Annotated in this window: 15 protein-coding genes; all 15 read right to left on the reverse strand. The window is 63.4% G+C overall.

The genetic code is table 11. The annotated features are described in order from the left end of the window. Positions 1–65: 65 nt before the first annotated feature. The 15 genes from proS to ACP15D_RS03910 all read right to left on the reverse strand — a co-directional run bounded on the left by proS (position 66) and on the right by ACP15D_RS03910 (position 15,892). The gene (proS, locus tag ACP15D_RS03840; protein ID WP_424956242.1) at positions 66–1,598 is read right to left on the reverse strand and encodes a proline--tRNA ligase; all 1,533 of its coding nucleotides are present in this window, start codon (positions 1,596–1,598) and stop codon (positions 66–68) included. Positions 1,599–2,222: 624 nt separating this feature from the next. Further along, complete coding sequence (locus tag ACP15D_RS03845) at positions 2,223–2,474, reverse strand: DUF1467 family protein (RefSeq protein ID WP_072373873.1); 252 nt, start codon at positions 2,472–2,474, stop codon at positions 2,223–2,225. Positions 2,475–2,514: 40 nt separating this feature from the next. After that, positions 2,515–2,919, reverse strand: coding sequence for a methylmalonyl-CoA epimerase (gene mce, locus ACP15D_RS03850; protein WP_072373876.1), 405 nt, complete (start codon positions 2,917–2,919; stop codon positions 2,515–2,517). A gap of 136 nt (positions 2,920–3,055) precedes the next feature. Continuing rightward, positions 3,056–4,765, reverse strand: a complete 1,710-nt coding sequence (locus ACP15D_RS03855; RefSeq protein WP_424956243.1) for a ribonuclease J — start codon at positions 4,763–4,765, stop codon at positions 3,056–3,058. Further along, positions 4,762–5,535 carry a biotin--[acetyl-CoA-carboxylase] ligase gene (locus tag ACP15D_RS03860; protein WP_424956244.1) on the reverse strand — a complete coding sequence of 258 codons (774 nt, stop codon included), beginning with the start codon at positions 5,533–5,535 and terminating at the stop codon, positions 4,762–4,764. The genes ACP15D_RS03855 and ACP15D_RS03860 overlap by 4 nt, the downstream gene beginning before the upstream one ends. Continuing rightward, positions 5,532–7,004: an NADH-quinone oxidoreductase subunit NuoN gene (nuoN, locus tag ACP15D_RS03865; RefSeq protein WP_424956245.1), complete on the reverse strand. Its 1,473-nt coding sequence runs from the start codon at positions 7,002–7,004 to the stop codon at positions 5,532–5,534. The genes ACP15D_RS03860 and nuoN overlap by 4 nt, the downstream gene beginning before the upstream one ends. An 11-nt stretch (positions 7,005–7,015) precedes the next feature. Continuing rightward, positions 7,016–8,557: an NADH-quinone oxidoreductase subunit M gene (locus tag ACP15D_RS03870; RefSeq protein WP_424956246.1), complete on the reverse strand. Its 1,542-nt coding sequence runs from the start codon at positions 8,555–8,557 to the stop codon at positions 7,016–7,018. After that, positions 8,557–10,500, reverse strand: a complete 1,944-nt coding sequence (gene nuoL / locus ACP15D_RS03875; RefSeq protein ID WP_424956247.1) for an NADH-quinone oxidoreductase subunit L — start codon at positions 10,498–10,500, stop codon at positions 8,557–8,559. The genes ACP15D_RS03870 and nuoL overlap by 1 nt, the downstream gene beginning before the upstream one ends. Before the next feature lie 5 nt (positions 10,501–10,505). Beyond that, entirely contained in the window at positions 10,506–10,814 is a 309-nt protein-coding gene (gene nuoK, locus ACP15D_RS03880) for an NADH-quinone oxidoreductase subunit NuoK (RefSeq protein ID WP_072373895.1), read from the reverse strand. Positions 10,815–10,836: 22 nt separating this feature from the next. After that, a complete protein-coding gene (locus tag ACP15D_RS03885) occupies positions 10,837–11,478 on the reverse strand; it encodes an NADH-quinone oxidoreductase subunit J (protein ID WP_424956248.1) in 642 nt (213 codons plus the stop codon). Positions 11,479–11,683: 205 nt separating this feature from the next. Then, positions 11,684–12,172 carry an NADH-quinone oxidoreductase subunit NuoI gene (gene nuoI / locus ACP15D_RS03890; protein WP_424956249.1) on the reverse strand — a complete coding sequence of 163 codons (489 nt, stop codon included), beginning with the start codon at positions 12,170–12,172 and terminating at the stop codon, positions 11,684–11,686. A 3-nt stretch (positions 12,173–12,175) separates the two neighbouring features. Further along, the gene (locus ACP15D_RS03895) at positions 12,176–12,421 is read right to left on the reverse strand and encodes a hypothetical protein (RefSeq protein ID WP_424956250.1); all 246 of its coding nucleotides are present in this window, start codon (positions 12,419–12,421) and stop codon (positions 12,176–12,178) included. Further along, entirely contained in the window at positions 12,421–13,491 is a 1,071-nt protein-coding gene (nuoH, locus tag ACP15D_RS03900; RefSeq protein ID WP_424956251.1) for an NADH-quinone oxidoreductase subunit NuoH, read from the reverse strand. Before nuoH ends, ACP15D_RS03895 begins: the two co-directional genes overlap by 1 nt. A gap of 15 nt (positions 13,492–13,506) precedes the next feature. Further along, positions 13,507–15,618, reverse strand: a complete 2,112-nt coding sequence (gene nuoG / locus ACP15D_RS03905) for an NADH-quinone oxidoreductase subunit NuoG (RefSeq protein WP_424956252.1) — start codon at positions 15,616–15,618, stop codon at positions 13,507–13,509. 22 nt (positions 15,619–15,640) lie between these two features. Beyond that, entirely contained in the window at positions 15,641–15,892 is a 252-nt protein-coding gene (locus tag ACP15D_RS03910; protein ID WP_424956253.1) for a hypothetical protein, read from the reverse strand. Positions 15,893–15,900: the final 8 nt, after the last annotated feature.

Raw genomic sequence — 15,900 nt, forward strand, 5'->3', positions numbered from 1 at the left:
CTAGATTGCGTTGCGGCACACCGGGCCCCGAGGCCCTGTCACCGCCCGGCCACTGACTACCCCGGTCAGTAGGCCCGCCCGATCAGCACGTATTCCTTCGCCGGGTTGCCGGTGAAAAGGCAAGCCCCCTCCGCCGGCTTCTGACCCAGTGGAGCATTGCGGATTGAGAGCTTAAGCGCTTTCAGGCGCTCGGCAATCTCCTCCAGCACCGCCCCCTCGGGTTTCGACCAGGCAACATACGCCCACCCCTTGAAGGCACCGCCTTCGTCGTCGCCCTCGGCAGCCCCGAAGTAATCCGCCAGCGCATCGAAGGTCTTGATGTCAGTAACGATGTTGCCATCGAGCCGCGCCTTGGCCTCGGCAAAGAGGCTTGCCTGGATGTCGTCCAGCAGCGCGGGGGCCCCAGCGACGAACGCATCGCGCGGCTGCGTGTGGGAGGCGATCTTATCGCCGTCACGCAGCTTGTCGCGACGCATATAAGTGACGTTGCCGCCAGCGGCATCGCGGCCGCCGATCTCGACGATGACGGGGGCGCCGCGCCGGACCCAGTTCCAGCGCTTCTCGGCTGACTTCGTCGGCTTTGCATCGACCAGCACCCGGATACCCTGCGCCTTGAGGTCCTTTTCCAGCCCCGCGCAGTAATCGAGCAGTTCCTTGTCCTCGGGCTTGTCGCGCAGCATCGGCACGATGACAATCTGGCGCGGCGCGATCCTGGGCGGCATCCTGAGACCGTCATCGTCGCCGTGCGTCATGATCACGCCGCCGATCAACCGCGTGGAGACGCCCCAGCTCGTCGTGTGGCAGTGCTCGAGCTGCCCCTCTCGATTCTGATACTGGATGTTCTGCGCCTCGGCGAAGTGCGTGCCGAGGTAATGCGAGGTGCCAGCCTGCAACGCCTTGCCGTCTTGCATCATCGCTTCGATGGAATAGGTGTTGTCGGCGCCTGGGAACCGCTCGTTGGCAGGCTTCTCGCCAGCGATCACTGGCATCGCCAGCACGCCCTCGGCGAACTCACGGTAGACCTCGAGCATCTTCAGCGTCTCGGCCATGGCATCGTCGCGATCGGCGTGCGCCGTATGGCCCTCCTGCCAGAGGAACTCGGCCGTGCGCAGGAACAGACGCGTGCGCATCTCCCAGCGCACCACGTTTGCCCATTGATTGATCAACAGCGGTAGGTCGCGATAGCTCTTCACCCAGCGCTGGAACGCATCGCCGATGATCGTTTCCGACGTCGGCCTGACGATCAGCGGCTCTTCCAGCTTTGCCGCCGGATCGACCACCAGCTCCCCGCCCACGTTCTTGAGGCGATGGTGCGTGACAACCGCCATCTCTTTGGCAAAACCCTCGACGTGCTCCGCCTCCTTGGCGATGAAGCTCATCGGGATGAACAGCGGGAAATAGCAGTTCTCGTGCCCGGTATCCTTGATGCGCTGGTCGAGCTCGGCCTGGATGCGCTCCCACACGCCCCAGCCCCACGGCTTGATAATCATGCAGCCGCGCACCGGGCTCGTCTCGGCCATGTCGCCGTCCCGCACCGCTGCCTGATACCACTCGGGGAAATTCTGCTCGCGGGAGATGGGTAGCGCGCGCTTGCTCATCGCCCACCCCGCATCATCACGCATTGCGTTGCACGCAGCTTGGGTAGGGCAAAATGGGTAAGGCGCATGGTGGGCCTGATCAGCATCAGCGAAGCGCCCGGAGGCGCGATGGAAGGACATGACTGGGTGTAATCGCCAGTCGAGATGGGGCTGGTAGCGTTAATCCGGGCGAGTGGCAACATGGAGCGCCGAACGTCTTGTGCGCACCCACCGCGGCACGTAACTGCCCCGAGCAACCCCGCAGACGGCCGTCTCAACTGGGTGCGCCGCAGCATTGATTGCACGCGCGAATTGCACATTCACGATGGCCCGAAATTTTTTTGGCTGACGTGCATGAAGCCGCGTGACAGAAGGCCGCGCGTCGAGTAAAGCTACTGGCCATAAGGGTGGGTCACAAGCCGCAGAAACAAGTGGCAGACAGCCCAAGTCTAGGGAAGATCGCAGGCATGCACGGCCTACCCCGCGGGGTGGTCAGTCGCTGCCAGAGTGTCGAGCCAGCCGGCGCAACAACGCGGCGAGGCTCCACGAAATAAAAAGCGATGAAGATGCGAGGAGCAAGGTTCGATGGACCTTGCTCTTCGCATTTTTGCGCCCCGCTCACGCGAGCCGCTTACGAGATCGAGATCACCAGGGAAGGTTCTCTGGCGTGATCAATCGATAGGCAATGATCAAGTAGACCGCCGCAAACACGATCGACGCCACCACCGTGTTGATCAGGAAGATGCGCAGCATCCGCTGCTTGGCTGGCGCGCTGCCCGGCGTTCCCGGCACGACTTCCCCTGCCTCGTCCTGCGTACGCACGCCGAACGGTAGCACCGCAAACAGCGTGATCCACCAGATGAAGATGTAGATGGCAGCGGCCATCACTCCGTCCATGGGTCCGTCCTCCTGTCTTGGCGCGCTTATCGCTGCGCGCTCAAGCCTGCTCCAACTCGACCAGCGTACCGAGGAAATCCTTGGGATGCAGGAACAGCACCGGCTTGCCGTGCGCACCGATCTTCGGATTGCCGTCGCCCAGCACACGTGCGCCCTGAGCTTTCAGCTTATCGCGCGCGGCGATGATATCGTCGACCTCGTAGCACACATGATGAATGCCGCCCTCGGGGCTCTTGTCGAGGAACTTGGCGATCGGCGAGCCCTCGCCCAGCGGCTCCAGCAGCTCGATCTTGGTGTTCGGCAGCGTAATGAAGACGACCGTCACCCCGTGCTCGGGCTGCGGGGTCGCCTCGGTGACTTCCGCACCCAGCGTGTCGCGATAGACCGCGGTGGCGGCAGCCAGATCCTTTACGGCGATGGCAACGTGATTGAGACGTCCGATCATTCAATTCTCCCTGATCCCCTCTCCCCATTTACGGGGAGAGGGTGAGGGGCAGCTGCGAGCACCCCGCCCAGTTTCTCACCCTTCACCCCAACCCTCTCTCCATCGCAGGGAGCAGAGCAGTGGGGGGAGGGAGCTTTCAACCCTTAGTATCGACCACGTTCACGAGCACCTTGCAAATGGGCTTCTTGCCCCAAACCTCGTTGACCGCGGCCCGCACCGCCCGGCGCACCGATTCAGCCAGCGCATCGGGGTTCTTGCGGTTGTTCTGCGGGATTGAGCGCAAGGTGCCGTCGACCGCATCGAGCACCACGTCCAGCATCTCCTCGCCGTCCGCGGTCTCCTGCGGCACGCCGTCGATCACCGCCAGCGGCTCGCCCAGCAAAGCCCCCTTACGCGAAACAGCCAGGCTGACCACCACCACGCCCACGATTGACAGCTTGCGGCGCTCGCGCACCGGCCCGTCGCCCTCAGGGATAAGTAGTCGCCCGTCGCGGAACAGTCGTCCCACGGGCACATCGTCGATGATCCCCGGGTTGGGTGCCAGCCGCACGATCTCGCCGTCCGCCGTCGGGATGACGGTCGGCACGCCCATTTCGCGCGCCAGTTCCGTCTGCGCTTTGAGGTGCCGCGCCTCGCCATGCATCGGCACGCAGATCTTCGGCTTCATCCAGCGATACATCTGCCGCAGCTCATCGCGCCGCGGATGCCCCGACACGTGCACCAGCGCGTCGTTGTCGGTGAGGATCTCGCAGCCCGCACGCGCTAGATTGTTCTGGATGCGCCCCACGGACTTCTCGTTGCCCGGGATCGTGCGCGAGGAAAAGATGATGAGGTCGCCCTTATCGAGCGAAATCTCGTTGTGCTCTTCCTCGGCGATGCGTGCCAGCGCCGCGCGCTGCTCGCCCTGGCTGCCGGTGCACAGCAGCACCACGTCCGATCTGTCGATGTAGCTGAACTGGTCCTGGTCGAGATAGCGCAGCCCTGACGGCAGGTAGCCCGTATCTTTCGCCACCTCGATCACGCGATGCAGCGCCCGCCCCGCGACGACGAGCTGTCGTCCGCTCGCCTGCGCCGCCTCGGCAATGGCTTTCACGCGCGCTACGTTCGAAGAGAACGTCGTCACCGCCACGCGCTTCTTCGCCTTGGCGATGATCTCCGCCAGCGACTGCGCAACGTCCTTCTCCGACGGCGAGATGCCTTCGCGGAACGCATTTGTGGAATCGATCATCAGGGCCAGCACGCCCTCTTCGCCGAGCTTGGCAAGGCGCGCAGCGTCCGCCGGTGCGCCAATCGTCGGCGTCGCGTCGAGCTTCCAATCACCGGTGTGGAACACGGTGCCGAGGGGCGTGCGAATAGCGAGCGCACTCATCTCCGGGATCGAATGCGTCAGCGAGAACATCTCGACGCTGAACGGCCCCACGTTGAACTGGGAATCGAGGTCCACGACGTGGATCGGAATCTCGAGGCCATGGCCATGCTCGGCCAGCTTCGCCCGCAGCATGCCGGCGGTGAACGGCGTTGCATAGACCGGCGACTTCAGGCGCGGCCACAACTCGATCACCGCGCCGATGTGGTCCTCGTGCGCATGTGTGATCACGATGCCGGCCAGATCGGCGCGGTTTTCCTCGATGAAGCGCACGTCCGGCAGGATGACGTCGATGCCCGGGTCGAATTCGCCCTCCGGGAACGTGATGCCGCAATCCACCATCAGCCAGCGCCGCTGATCGGGCGGACCGAAACCGTACAGGTAGGCGTTCATGCCGATCTCACCGAGACCGCCGAGCGCCACAAAAACAAACTCGTCGCCGTTTGCGTCGCGGCCTTCACGCCGCTTCGGCTCACTCATGCTTCGCTGTCTTTCTTTGTGAGTGTGACATCACCGAAGGAAAAAGTGCGCACCAGCCCTTCTCCGTCGCGAATGAGAAGGGCGCCATGCTCGTCAATTCCGGCAAACGATCCGGAAACGGCACCCTGCAAAGTATTGATAGTCAGCGCCTCGCCGATCTCGCCGGCCCGCGCCAGCCAAGCCCGGCGCACGCGCTCAAATCCCTCGCCACCATGCCAGATGGTGATCCAGTCCTGCATGGTCTGGGCCAGGAAGCATAATGCATCGCGTGGTGAAAGGTTTAATCCGTGCGCGGCGAGAAATGTCGCGGCCCGGCCCAGGTCGTCGGGTGCCGAAGCGAGATTGAGCCCCACCCCGACCACCGCAACGATGCCGGCTTGCGGCATCGGCGAACTCGATTCGACTAAGATCCCGCCGACCTTCGCCCTATCGATAAGAATATCGTTAGGCCACTTCAGCCGCAGCCCCGGGACCCCACCCGCAAGCCGTATGGCATCGATGGCAGCTACGCCCGCAACCAGCGAAAGCTCACCCGCTTTCGCCGGTGCACACGAGAACGCACTGGCGTAGCTGGCGTAGAGGTTGCCCGGCTTCGACGTCCACTGCCGCCCCGACCGGCCGCGCCCCGCGTTCTGGCGCGCCGCCATCACCCACAGCGGACCATAATTGCCGGCGAGCACGCAGCGCATCGCTTCAGCATTGGTCGAGTCGACCTCGTCGAGGTCGATCAGAGAGCAGCCCTCCGGCAAACCAGCCGGTAAATCCGTCATCGGGCGGCAGCGGCAGTTGCAACATGCAGCGAGCGTGCCGCTTCGAGCGCAGCGTCCACCAGCGGCGACGGCATCACCACGAACAGCAGCACGAAGGCGCCAGCCAGCGTCATCACCACGCCCGTCGACCGCACGACCGGCAGGAAGGTCACTTTCGATTCATCGAAGAACATCACCTTCACGACGCGCAGATAGTAGTAGGCGCCGACCACGCTCGACAGCACGCCGATGATCGCCAGCGTATAGAGCCCTGACTTCATCGCCGCGCCGAACACATACAGCTTGGCGAAGAAACCCGCGAGCGGCGGAATGCCAGCCATCGAGAAGAAGATCATCGCCAGCACGAACGCCATGCCGAGGTTCTTGTTGGCGAGCCCCGCCAGCGAGTCGATGTCCTCCACCGGACCATCCGCCGTGCGCATCGACAGGATGCAGGCGAAGGCGCCGATCGTCATCACGATATAGATTGCGAGGTAGATCAGCAGCGCCTGCGTGCCGGCTTCGCTATTCGTGGCAAGACCGATCAGCGCATAGCCGACGTGGCCGATCGACGAATACGCCATCAGGCGTTTGATGTTCTTCTGGCCGATGGCAGCGAACGCGCCCAGCACCATCGAGGCGATGGAAAGGAACACGATAATCTGCTGCCACTGCGTCGCGATGCCGGGAAAGCCCATCAGCAGCGTCCGCACCAGCAACGAAAACGCCGCGAGCTTCGGCGCCGCCGCAAAAAAGGCCGTCACCGGCGTCGGCGCGCCCTCATAGACGTCCGGCGTCCACATGTGGAACGGAACTGCGCTGATCTTGAATGCCAGACCCACCAGCAGGAACACGAGCCCGATGATCAGCCCGATGTTCTGCGTTGCCGGCTGCCCCTGAGCCACCGTCGCAATCACCGAGAAGTCGATCGATCCGGTGAAGCCGTAGATCAGCGAGGCGCCATAGAGCAGCATGCCCGACGACAGCGAGCCCAGCACGAAGTACTTGAGCCCGGCTTCCGACGAACGCACCTTGCTGCGGTCGATGGCGGCGATCACGTACAGCGCGAGGCTCTGCAGTTCGAGCCCGAGGAACAGTGCGATCAGGTTGCCTGCCGAAACCATCAGCATCATGCCGACGACGGCGAGCAGCATCAGAACGCAGATTTCCGGAGACAGAAGCTTCTCACGCGAAAGCGTATCGAGCGACATCACCAACACGAGCGCAGCCGCGCCCAGGATCAAAAGCTTCGAAAATCGGCTGAACGCGTCGCTGATAAAGGAGCCGTCGAACAGCGCCTCACGCGCCCCGTCTCCGTTGAGGATCAGCGCGCCGCCAATGACGAGCACCATCACGGTCAGCCAGCCCGAGCCAAAGTCCTCGCCCGGCGTAACGTCCCGGCGGAACACGCCCAGCATCAGGATCGCCATGGCACCGATCGCAATCACGATCTCCGGCAGCATCGGTGCGTAACCAACAAACGCTTGCATCGAGCTGTCCTCTAATGCTGTGCCGGCTGCGGCGCCGGTTGTGCGGGGATGACGGCCGGCTGGATCTTCGCTGCCGGCGTGCCGACAGCCGCCTCATACGAGGACACCAGCTTCTTCACCGAGACAGCCGTCACATCGAGTATCGGCGCGGGATAGAAGCCGAAGAAGATGGTGAGGGCCACCAGCGGCGCCAGAATGCCGATTTCCCGCGGCGATAGATCCTGGATGGTCTTCAGCGCAGGCTTCACCAGGGCACCGTAGATCACCCGGCGATAGAGATAGAGCGCGTACGCCGCCGACAGGATGATGCCGCTCGTCGCCAGGAAGGCGACCCACGTATTCACCTTGAACGCCGCCATCAGCGTCAGGAACTCGCCGATGAAGCCCGACGTGCCCGGCAGACCGACGTTGCCCATGGTCAGCACCATGAAGAACACCGCATAGATCGGCATCCGCTCCACGAGGCCGCCATACGCCGCGATCTCGCGCGTGTGCATGCGGTCGTAGATGACGCCGACGCATAGGAATAGGCCGGCCGAGATGATGCCGTGCGACAGCATCTGGAAGATCGCGCCTTCGGTGCCCTGCGTCGAGAACGTGAAGATGCCGAGCGTCACGAAGCCCATGTGCGCCACCGACGAATAGGCGATCAGCTTCTTCATGTCGGTCTGCGCCAGCGCCACCAGCGACGTGTAGATGATGGCGATCACCGACAGGGCGAACATCATCGGCGCGAAGTAGTCGCTCGCCAGCGGGAACATCGGCACCGAGAAGCGCAGGAAACCATATCCGCCCATCTTCAGCAGCACCGCCGCCAGGATCACCGAGCCGCCCGTCGGCGCTTCGACGTGCGCATCCGGCAACCAGGTGTGTACCGGCCACATCGGCAGCTTCACCGCGAACGAGGCGAAGAACGCCAGCCACAGCCACCACTGCATGTCGTACGGGAACTTGTACGTCAGCAACGTGGTGATGTCGGTGGTGCCGGCATGCCAGTACATCGCCAGCACGCCCAGCAGCATCAGCACGGAGCCGAGCAGCGTATAGAGGAAGAACTTGAACGTCGCGTAGATGCGGTTGGCGCCGCCCCAGATGCCGATGATCAGGAACATCGGGATGAGGCCGCCCTCGAAGAACACGTAGAAGAGCACCAGATCCAGCGCGCAGAACACGCCGATCATCAGCGTTTCCAGCACCAGGAACGCGATCATGTACTCTTTGACGCGGTGGTCGATCACCTTCCAGCTCTGCAGGATCACGAGCGGCATCAGGAAGGTCGTCAGGATGACGAACAGCATCGAGACGCCATCGACACCCAGCTTGAACTTCATCACATCGAGCAGCGCCCGCTCCTCGACGAACTGGAAGCCGGCGGTCGTCGGGTCGAACTTCACCCAGATGACGATCGAGATCAGGAAGGTGATGACCGTGGTGTAAAGCGCGATCCAGCGCGCGTTGCCCTTCGCCTCCGCGTTCAGCACGCCAATCAGCAGCGCGCCGACCAGCGGCATGAACATCACGATCGAAAGGATGGGGGCGGAAGCGAGATCCATCAGTGCGGTCCACCCATGAACATGAAGTAGGTGACGAGCAGCGCCACGCCGATCAGCATGACGAAGGCATAGTGATAGACGTAGCCGGTCTGGATACGCACCGCGCGCTGCGTCACGGCGTAGACACCGGCCGCCGTCCCGTCGATCAGCCCGTTGATGATTTTGATGTCACCAACCTTCCAGAGGAAGTTGCCGAGCCAGAACGTCGGCTTGACGAAGATCGTGTTGTAGAGCTCGTCGAAGTACCACTTGTTCAAGAGGAACAGGTACAGCGGACGGAACGTCCTCGCCAGCGCACCCGGGATCGACGGCGCCCAGATATAGCCGATGTAGGCGATCACGAAGCCAGCCGCCATCGCCACGGTCGGCGACCACACGGCCCAAGCCGGGATCTCGTGCATGGCGTGCAGGATGTGATTGTGCTCGCCGTTGAAGATCGCCTTGCCCCAGAACTCGTGCTGGCCCTCGCCAATGAAGAACGGCATGGCAGCGCCCGCGACAACCGCACCGAACGCCAGCACCGACAGCGGGAACAGCATCACTGGCGGGCTCTCGTGCGCATGGTCGAAGGTGTGGTGATCAGCGCGCGTCTTGCCGTGGAAGGTCATGAACATCAGCCGCCACGAGTAGATCGACGTCAGCAGCGCCGCGACCACCAGCGCCCAGAAAGCATAGTTGCCAGCCGTGTGCGCGGCGAACGAGGCCTCGATGATGGCGTCTTTGGAATAGAAGCCCGAGAACCCGGCCAGATGCGGGATACCAAAGCCCGTCAGCGCCAGCGTGCCGATCAACATCATCGCCCAGGTGAACTGCAGCTTGGGCCTCAGGCCACCCATTTTGCGCATGTCCTGCTCGTGGTGCATCGCGTGGATCACCGAGCCGGCGCCAAGGAACAGCAGCGCCTTGAAGAACGCGTGCGTGAAGAGGTGGAACACGCCCGCCTGATACGCGCCCACGCCGCAAGCAACGAACATGTAGCCGAGCTGCGAGCACGTCGAATAGGCGATTACGCGCTTGATGTCGTTCTGTACGAGGCCGATGGTCGCCGCGAAGAACGCCGTGATCGACCCGATCAGGATCACGAAGTTTAGCGCCACCGGCGCGTGCTCGAAGATCGGCGACAGCCGCGCCACCATGAACACGCCCGCGGTCACCATCGTTGCCGCGTGGATCAGCGCCGACACCGGGGTCGGGCCTTCCATGGCGTCCGGCAACCACGTGTGCAGCAGGAACTGCGCCGACTTGCCCATGGCACCCATGAACAGCAGCAGGCACAGCGTCGTCAGGATATCGACCTGATAGCCGAGAAATTCGAACGTCTGCCCCGCGACCCCGCCGGCCCCATCGAACACCTGATCGAGGTTGATCGTCCGGAACACTGCGAACAGGCCGAAGATGCCCAGCGCGAAGCCGAAGTCACCCACGCGGTTGACGACGAATGCCTTGATGGCCGCCGCATTCGCCTCGGGCTTCGTGTACCAGAAGCCGATCAGCAAATACGAAAAGAGGCCCACGCCCTCCCAGCCGAAGAACATCTGCGCCAGGTTGTCTGCCGTCACCAGCGTCAGCATGGCGAACGTGAAGCCGGACAGATAGGCGAAGAACCGCGGCCGCGCCGGATCCTCGTGCATGTAGCCGATCGAGTAGATGTGCACGAGCGCCGACACAGTCGTCACCACGACGAACATTACCGCCGTCAGCGTGTCGATGCGGAACGCCCAGCTGATGTCCAATTCGCCCGAGGTGATCCAGCGCTCGATCACGACCCGCGCCGTCTCATGCTCGAAGCCGACGCGCCAGAACACGATCCACGACAGCACGCACGAGACGATCAGCAGGCTCGTCGTCACGAGTTCCGAGCCGCGCGCGCCGATGATGCGTCCGAACAGGCCCGCGATGAGAAAGCCAATGGCCGGCAGGAAGACGATGGCCGAGTAGATCATGCCCCTCAGCCCTTCATCATGTTGATGTCTTCCACCGCGATCGAGCCGCGGTTGCGGAAGTAGACGACGACGATGGCAAGGCCGATGGCGGCCTCGGCCGCGGCGACCGTCAGGTTGAACAGCGCGAACACCTGTCCGACGAGGTCGCCGAGATAGTACGAGAACGCCACTAGGTTGATGTTCACCGCCAGCAGCATCAGCTCGATCGACATCAAGATGACGATGACGTTCTTACGGTTGAGGAAGATGCCCAACATGCCCAGCGTGAACAGGCACGCCGCCACTGTCAGGTAATGACTAAGACCGATGGTCATGCCGCTGCCCCCGCTCCCTGCATCAGCTTCTCCCCTCGGCAGCCGGAATGACCGAGCCACCCGAAGGAACCTTGACCACCTCGACGCCCGTCGCCGGCGTGCGCGCCACCTGTTTGGCGATCGATTGACGCCTGACGTTGGTCTTGTGTTGCAGCGTCAGCACGATGGCGCCGACCATGGCGACCAGCAGCACCAGGCCGGCAACCTCGAAGAAGAAGACGTACTTCGTATAAAGGACGAGCCCCAGCGCCTGCGTGTTCGAGGCTTCCCGGCCCATCTGCGCCACGGGCGCACCGGGATTCTGCGCCAGCCCGACGCCGAACCCGCGCGACACGAACAGCGCGATCAACTCGAACAGAACGACGCCGCCGACGATCAGCCCCACCGGCGCGTTCTTCACGAACCCCGCCCTCAGCTCGGCGAAGTCGACGTCCAGCATCATCACGACGAACAAGAACAGCACCGCCACCGCGCCCACGTAGACGATGACCAGCAGCATCGCCAGGAACTCGGCGCCCAGCAGCACGAACAGGCCCGCGGCGTTGAAGAACGTGAGGATGAGGAACAGCACCGCGTGCACGGGGTTCTTGGCCATGATCACCATGGCCGCCGATGCGACGGCAAGTGCCGCGAAGAGATAGAAGAAGCCTGCCGTCAGCGCCATTGCCTGCGATCCACAGCCTTGTGCCAGCCGCCCGCCCGACAAACCGCACCCGCTAAGGCTCGGTCCGGCAAACCGGCGGCACATCCAACCGCGATAGGGTGAGTACCCTATGCGTCAGTCCAAACCAAGCGCTGAGAGACCTTGTATCCCTTAGCGCGTTCCCTGCCCGTCCCCGGGCAAACCAGGCTGCCCGTCCCCGGGCAAATCAGCGATACGGCGCGTCCGCAGCCAGATTGCGTGCGATCTCGCGCTCCCACCGGTCGCCGTTATCGAGCAGCTTTTCCTTGTTGTAGTAGAGCTCCTCGCGGGTCTCCGTGGCGAATTCGAAGTTCGGTCCTTCGACGATGGCGTCGACCGGGCAGGCCTCCTGGCACAGGCCGCAGTAGATGCACTTCACCATGTCGATGTCATAGCGTGTGGTGCGGCGCGTGCCGTCGTTGCGGCGCGGCCCCGCCTCGATCGTAATCGCCTGCGCCGGGCAGATCGCCTCGCACAGCTTGCAGGCGATGCAGCGCTCTTCCCCATTGGGATAGCGCCGCAGCGCGTGCTCGCCCCGGAACCGCGGCGACAGGGGGCCGCGCTCATACGGGTAGTCGAGCGTCTTCTTCTTCGCAAAGAAGTACTTCATCGCGAGCCCGAATGCCTGCACGAACTCCCACAGGAAGAGCGATTTAATGCCTTGGACGACTGCCATGTTTCACCAATTCAACCAGAGCCCGGCTTTCTGGAGCCCATAGCCTAGGCCGGCACAGAAGACCGTGAATATAGCGAGTTCGATCACGTCAACGACGCGTGTCGCGAGCGGATGACGCTCTGCGTGCCAAACATCAGCTGCGTGACGCTTTCCGAAAATCATCAAGGCGATGCCCAGACCGAAGCCGAGCAGTCCGCCGTAAATCGGCGCTAGCTCCATTGTATAGCCTCGCACATCAGCTTTCTGCATCACGCCAGTCCCCGGCTGTACTGCAGGATCGCCGCCACCAGCACAACCATCACCAGCGACAACGGCAGAAACACCTTCCAGCCGAGGCGCATCAGCTGGTCATAGCGGTAGCGAGGCACGATCGCCTTCGCCATCGCGAACAGGAAAAACACGAACACGCACTTGAGCAGGAACCAGATGATGCCTGGAACCATGTTCAGCGGCACCACATCCACCGGAGGCAGCCAGCCGCCGAGGAACAGGATGCTCGCCAGCGCGCACATCGTCACGATCGACACGTACTCGCCCAGCATGAACAGCAGGTACGGCGTCGAGCCGTATTCGACCATGAAGCCCGCCACCAACTCCGATTCCGCTTCGACGAGATCGAACGGCGGACGGTTGGTCTCGGCCAAAGCCGACACGAAGAAGATGACGAACATCGGCAGCAGCGCCAGCCAGTACCAGTCCAGCGCCGATGCGGGCAGCCCCGCGTGCGTGCCGATACCGGTCTTCTGCGCGTTGACGATGTCGGTGAGGTTCAGCGAGCCGACGCACAGGATCACGGTGATGATCACGAAGCCGATCGACACCTCGTACGACACCATCTGCGCCGCCGAACGCAGCGAGCCCATGAACGGATACTTCGAATTCGAAGCCCAGCCGCCCATAATGATGCCGTAGACCGCCAGCGACGACAGCGCCAGCAGGTAGAGAATGCCGACATTGAGGTCGGAGATCACCCACTTGCCGAGCGAATCCTCGTTCACCGGGATCACCGCCCAGGAAGCGAGCGCAAAGGTTGCCGTGGCAATCGGCGCCAGCAGGAACACACCTTTGTTGGCGCCAGCCGGAATCACCGGTTCCTTGAAGCAGAACTTCAGAAGATCGGCGAACGACTGCAGAAGGCCGAATGCGCCGACGACGTTGGGGCCGCGCCGCATCTGCACCGCCGCCCACACCTTGCGGTCCATCAGCAGGAGATAGGCCACGATCAGCAACAGGCCCACGAGCGTCAGCAGGCTCCAGCCGATCATCATCGCCAGCCAGAGGCCGTAGTCCCACCAAACTTGCCAGGAGCTGTCGGTCATCTTGAATGTCGCTCCCTACTCGGCCGCCTTGAGGCGGGGCGAGTCCTGCATGTTCTTCTTCAGCGCACTCATCTCCGCCATCACGGCCGAGGAACGCGCAATCGGATTGGTGAGGTAGAAGTCCTTGACCGACGAGACGAACGGCTCCGCCGCGATGTTGCCCGTCGCCTTCGCCAGCGCCTTGACGCCGTCGAGGGTGCCGGCCGCGATCTCGTTCAGACGAGCAAAGGCCGGCACATCCTTGTACATTTCCGAGCGCAGCTGCGCGAGCGTATCGTAAGGGAGCGCATCGCCCGCCTGCGCCGACAGCGCCCTGAGGATCGCCCAATCCTCCTTCGCCTGCCCCGGAGCGAACACGACCCGTTCGGTGAGCTGCACGCGGCCTTCGGTGTTGACGTAGCTGCCGCTCTTCTCGGTGTAGGCGGCACCCGGCAGGATCACGTCGGCGCGATGCGCGCCGCGGTCGCCATGGTGGCCCTGATAGATCACGAAGGCGCCCGGCGGCACGTCGATCTCATCGACACCGAGCAGATAGAGAACATCGAGCTTGCCGACAGCCGCAGCAGCGATCTGCCCCGCGGTGTCGAGACCGCCCTTGCCCGGCACTAGTCCGAGATCGAGCCCACCGACGCGCGATGCTGCGGTGTGCAGCACGTTCATCGGGTTCCAGCCTCCAACGTCCTTGCCCTCGATGGCGCTGAGCGCGATGCGCGACGCCATGCCCAGGATCGCCGCGCCATCCGGCCGCGCAACCGCACCCGAGCCAACGATGATCAGCGGACGCTGCGCGCCCTTCAGTACCTCGGCGAACGAGTGCTTGCCGTCCGCCACTTCCTGCAGCGTCTGGCCGCCCGCGCCCAGATAGTCATACTTGTAGGTCAGCGGTGCGGCTTCGCCGATCACGCCGACCTTGAGCCCGCCTTGGCGCCAGCGCTTCAGGATGCGTGCATTGAGCACCGCTGCCTCGAGCCGCGGATTGGTGCCGACCAGCAGAATGGCATCGGCCTCGTCGATCCCAGCGATCGTCGAATTGAAGAGATAGCTTGAGCGGCCCAGTGACGGGTCGAGCTTGGCGCCGTCCTGGCGGCAATCGATGTTCGCGACTTTGAGACGGCTCGCCAGATCCTTGAAGGCGAACATCTCTTCGACGCTCGCAAGGTCACCGGCGAGGAAACCGATACGCTGAGGCGAAGCCTCTTTCAGCTTCTGCGCCGCCAGCGCCAGGGCCTCGTCCCAGCTCGCCGGGCGCAGCCTGCCGGCTTCGCGCACATATGGCTGGTCGAGCCGCTGCATCCTGAGCCCATCGCACGCAAAGCGCGTCTTGTCGGAGATCCACTCCTCGTTCACGTCGTCGTTGTTGCGCGGAAGCACACGCAGCACTGCCTTGCCGCGTGAATCAACGCGGATCGCCGACCCCAGCGCATCCATCACGTCGATCGACTCTGTCTTATCCAGTTCCCACGGCCGCGCGATAAACGACCACGGCCGATGCGTCAGCGCGCCGACCGGACACAGGTCGTTCACGTTCGCGCTCATCTCCGAAAGGATGCCGCGATCGAGATAGGTGGTGATCTCCATGTCCTCGCCGCGGCTGATCGCGCCGAGCTCTTCCACGCCCGCAACCTCCGTCATGAAGCGGACGCAGCGCGTGCAATGGATGCAGCGGTTCATGAAGGTCTTGATCAGCGGGCCGATGTACTTCTCTTCCACCGCCCGCTTGTTCTCGCTGTAGCGCGAGCCGCCGACTCCGTAGGCCATCGCCTGGTCTTGCAGGTCGCACTCGCCGCCCTGGTCGCAGATCGGACAATCGAGCGGATGATTGATCAGCAGGAATTCCATGACGCCTTCGCGCGCGGCCTTCACCATCGGGCTGGCGGTCAGCACCTTGCGCGGCGCGCCATCCTTGTTCGGCGGCAGGTCCGTCACGCCCATGGCGCACGATGCGATCGGCTTCGGAATCCCCTCCACCTCAACGAGGCACATGCGGCAGTTGCCGGCGATCGACAGGCGCTCGTGATAGCAGAAGCGCGGGATCTCGACGCCCGCCATCTCGCAAGCCTGCAGGATCGTCGTCCCGGGCTCGACCTCGATTTGCTTGCCGTCGATGATGATTGGCTTCGTCGTCATGTAATCCTACCCGGTCAGCCCGTCACCGCGTTGCGATGGCGAGCACGGCGAGCCCCCCGATGAACAGGCCGAGCGACACCCAGCCCTTGGCGTATGGCGACAGCGGAACCCCCGCCCAGCGCTGCGCGATCCACACGCCGCCGCCATAGCCGAGCAGCGCACCGATCACAGCCCCGACCCCGCCGAGAATGAGATAGCCGACCGCACCTACCACCAGCGCCCCGACGACAGCCGGGAGCGTGAACGATGCAATGATCAGCGCCAATAGGTCCACGTCTTCGT

Origin of the sequence: Hyphomicrobium sp. 1Nfss2.1 (assembly GCF_965243865.1) — a bacterium.
In the GTDB taxonomy this organism is placed as follows: Bacteria; Pseudomonadota; Alphaproteobacteria; order Rhizobiales; family Hyphomicrobiaceae; genus Hyphomicrobium_A.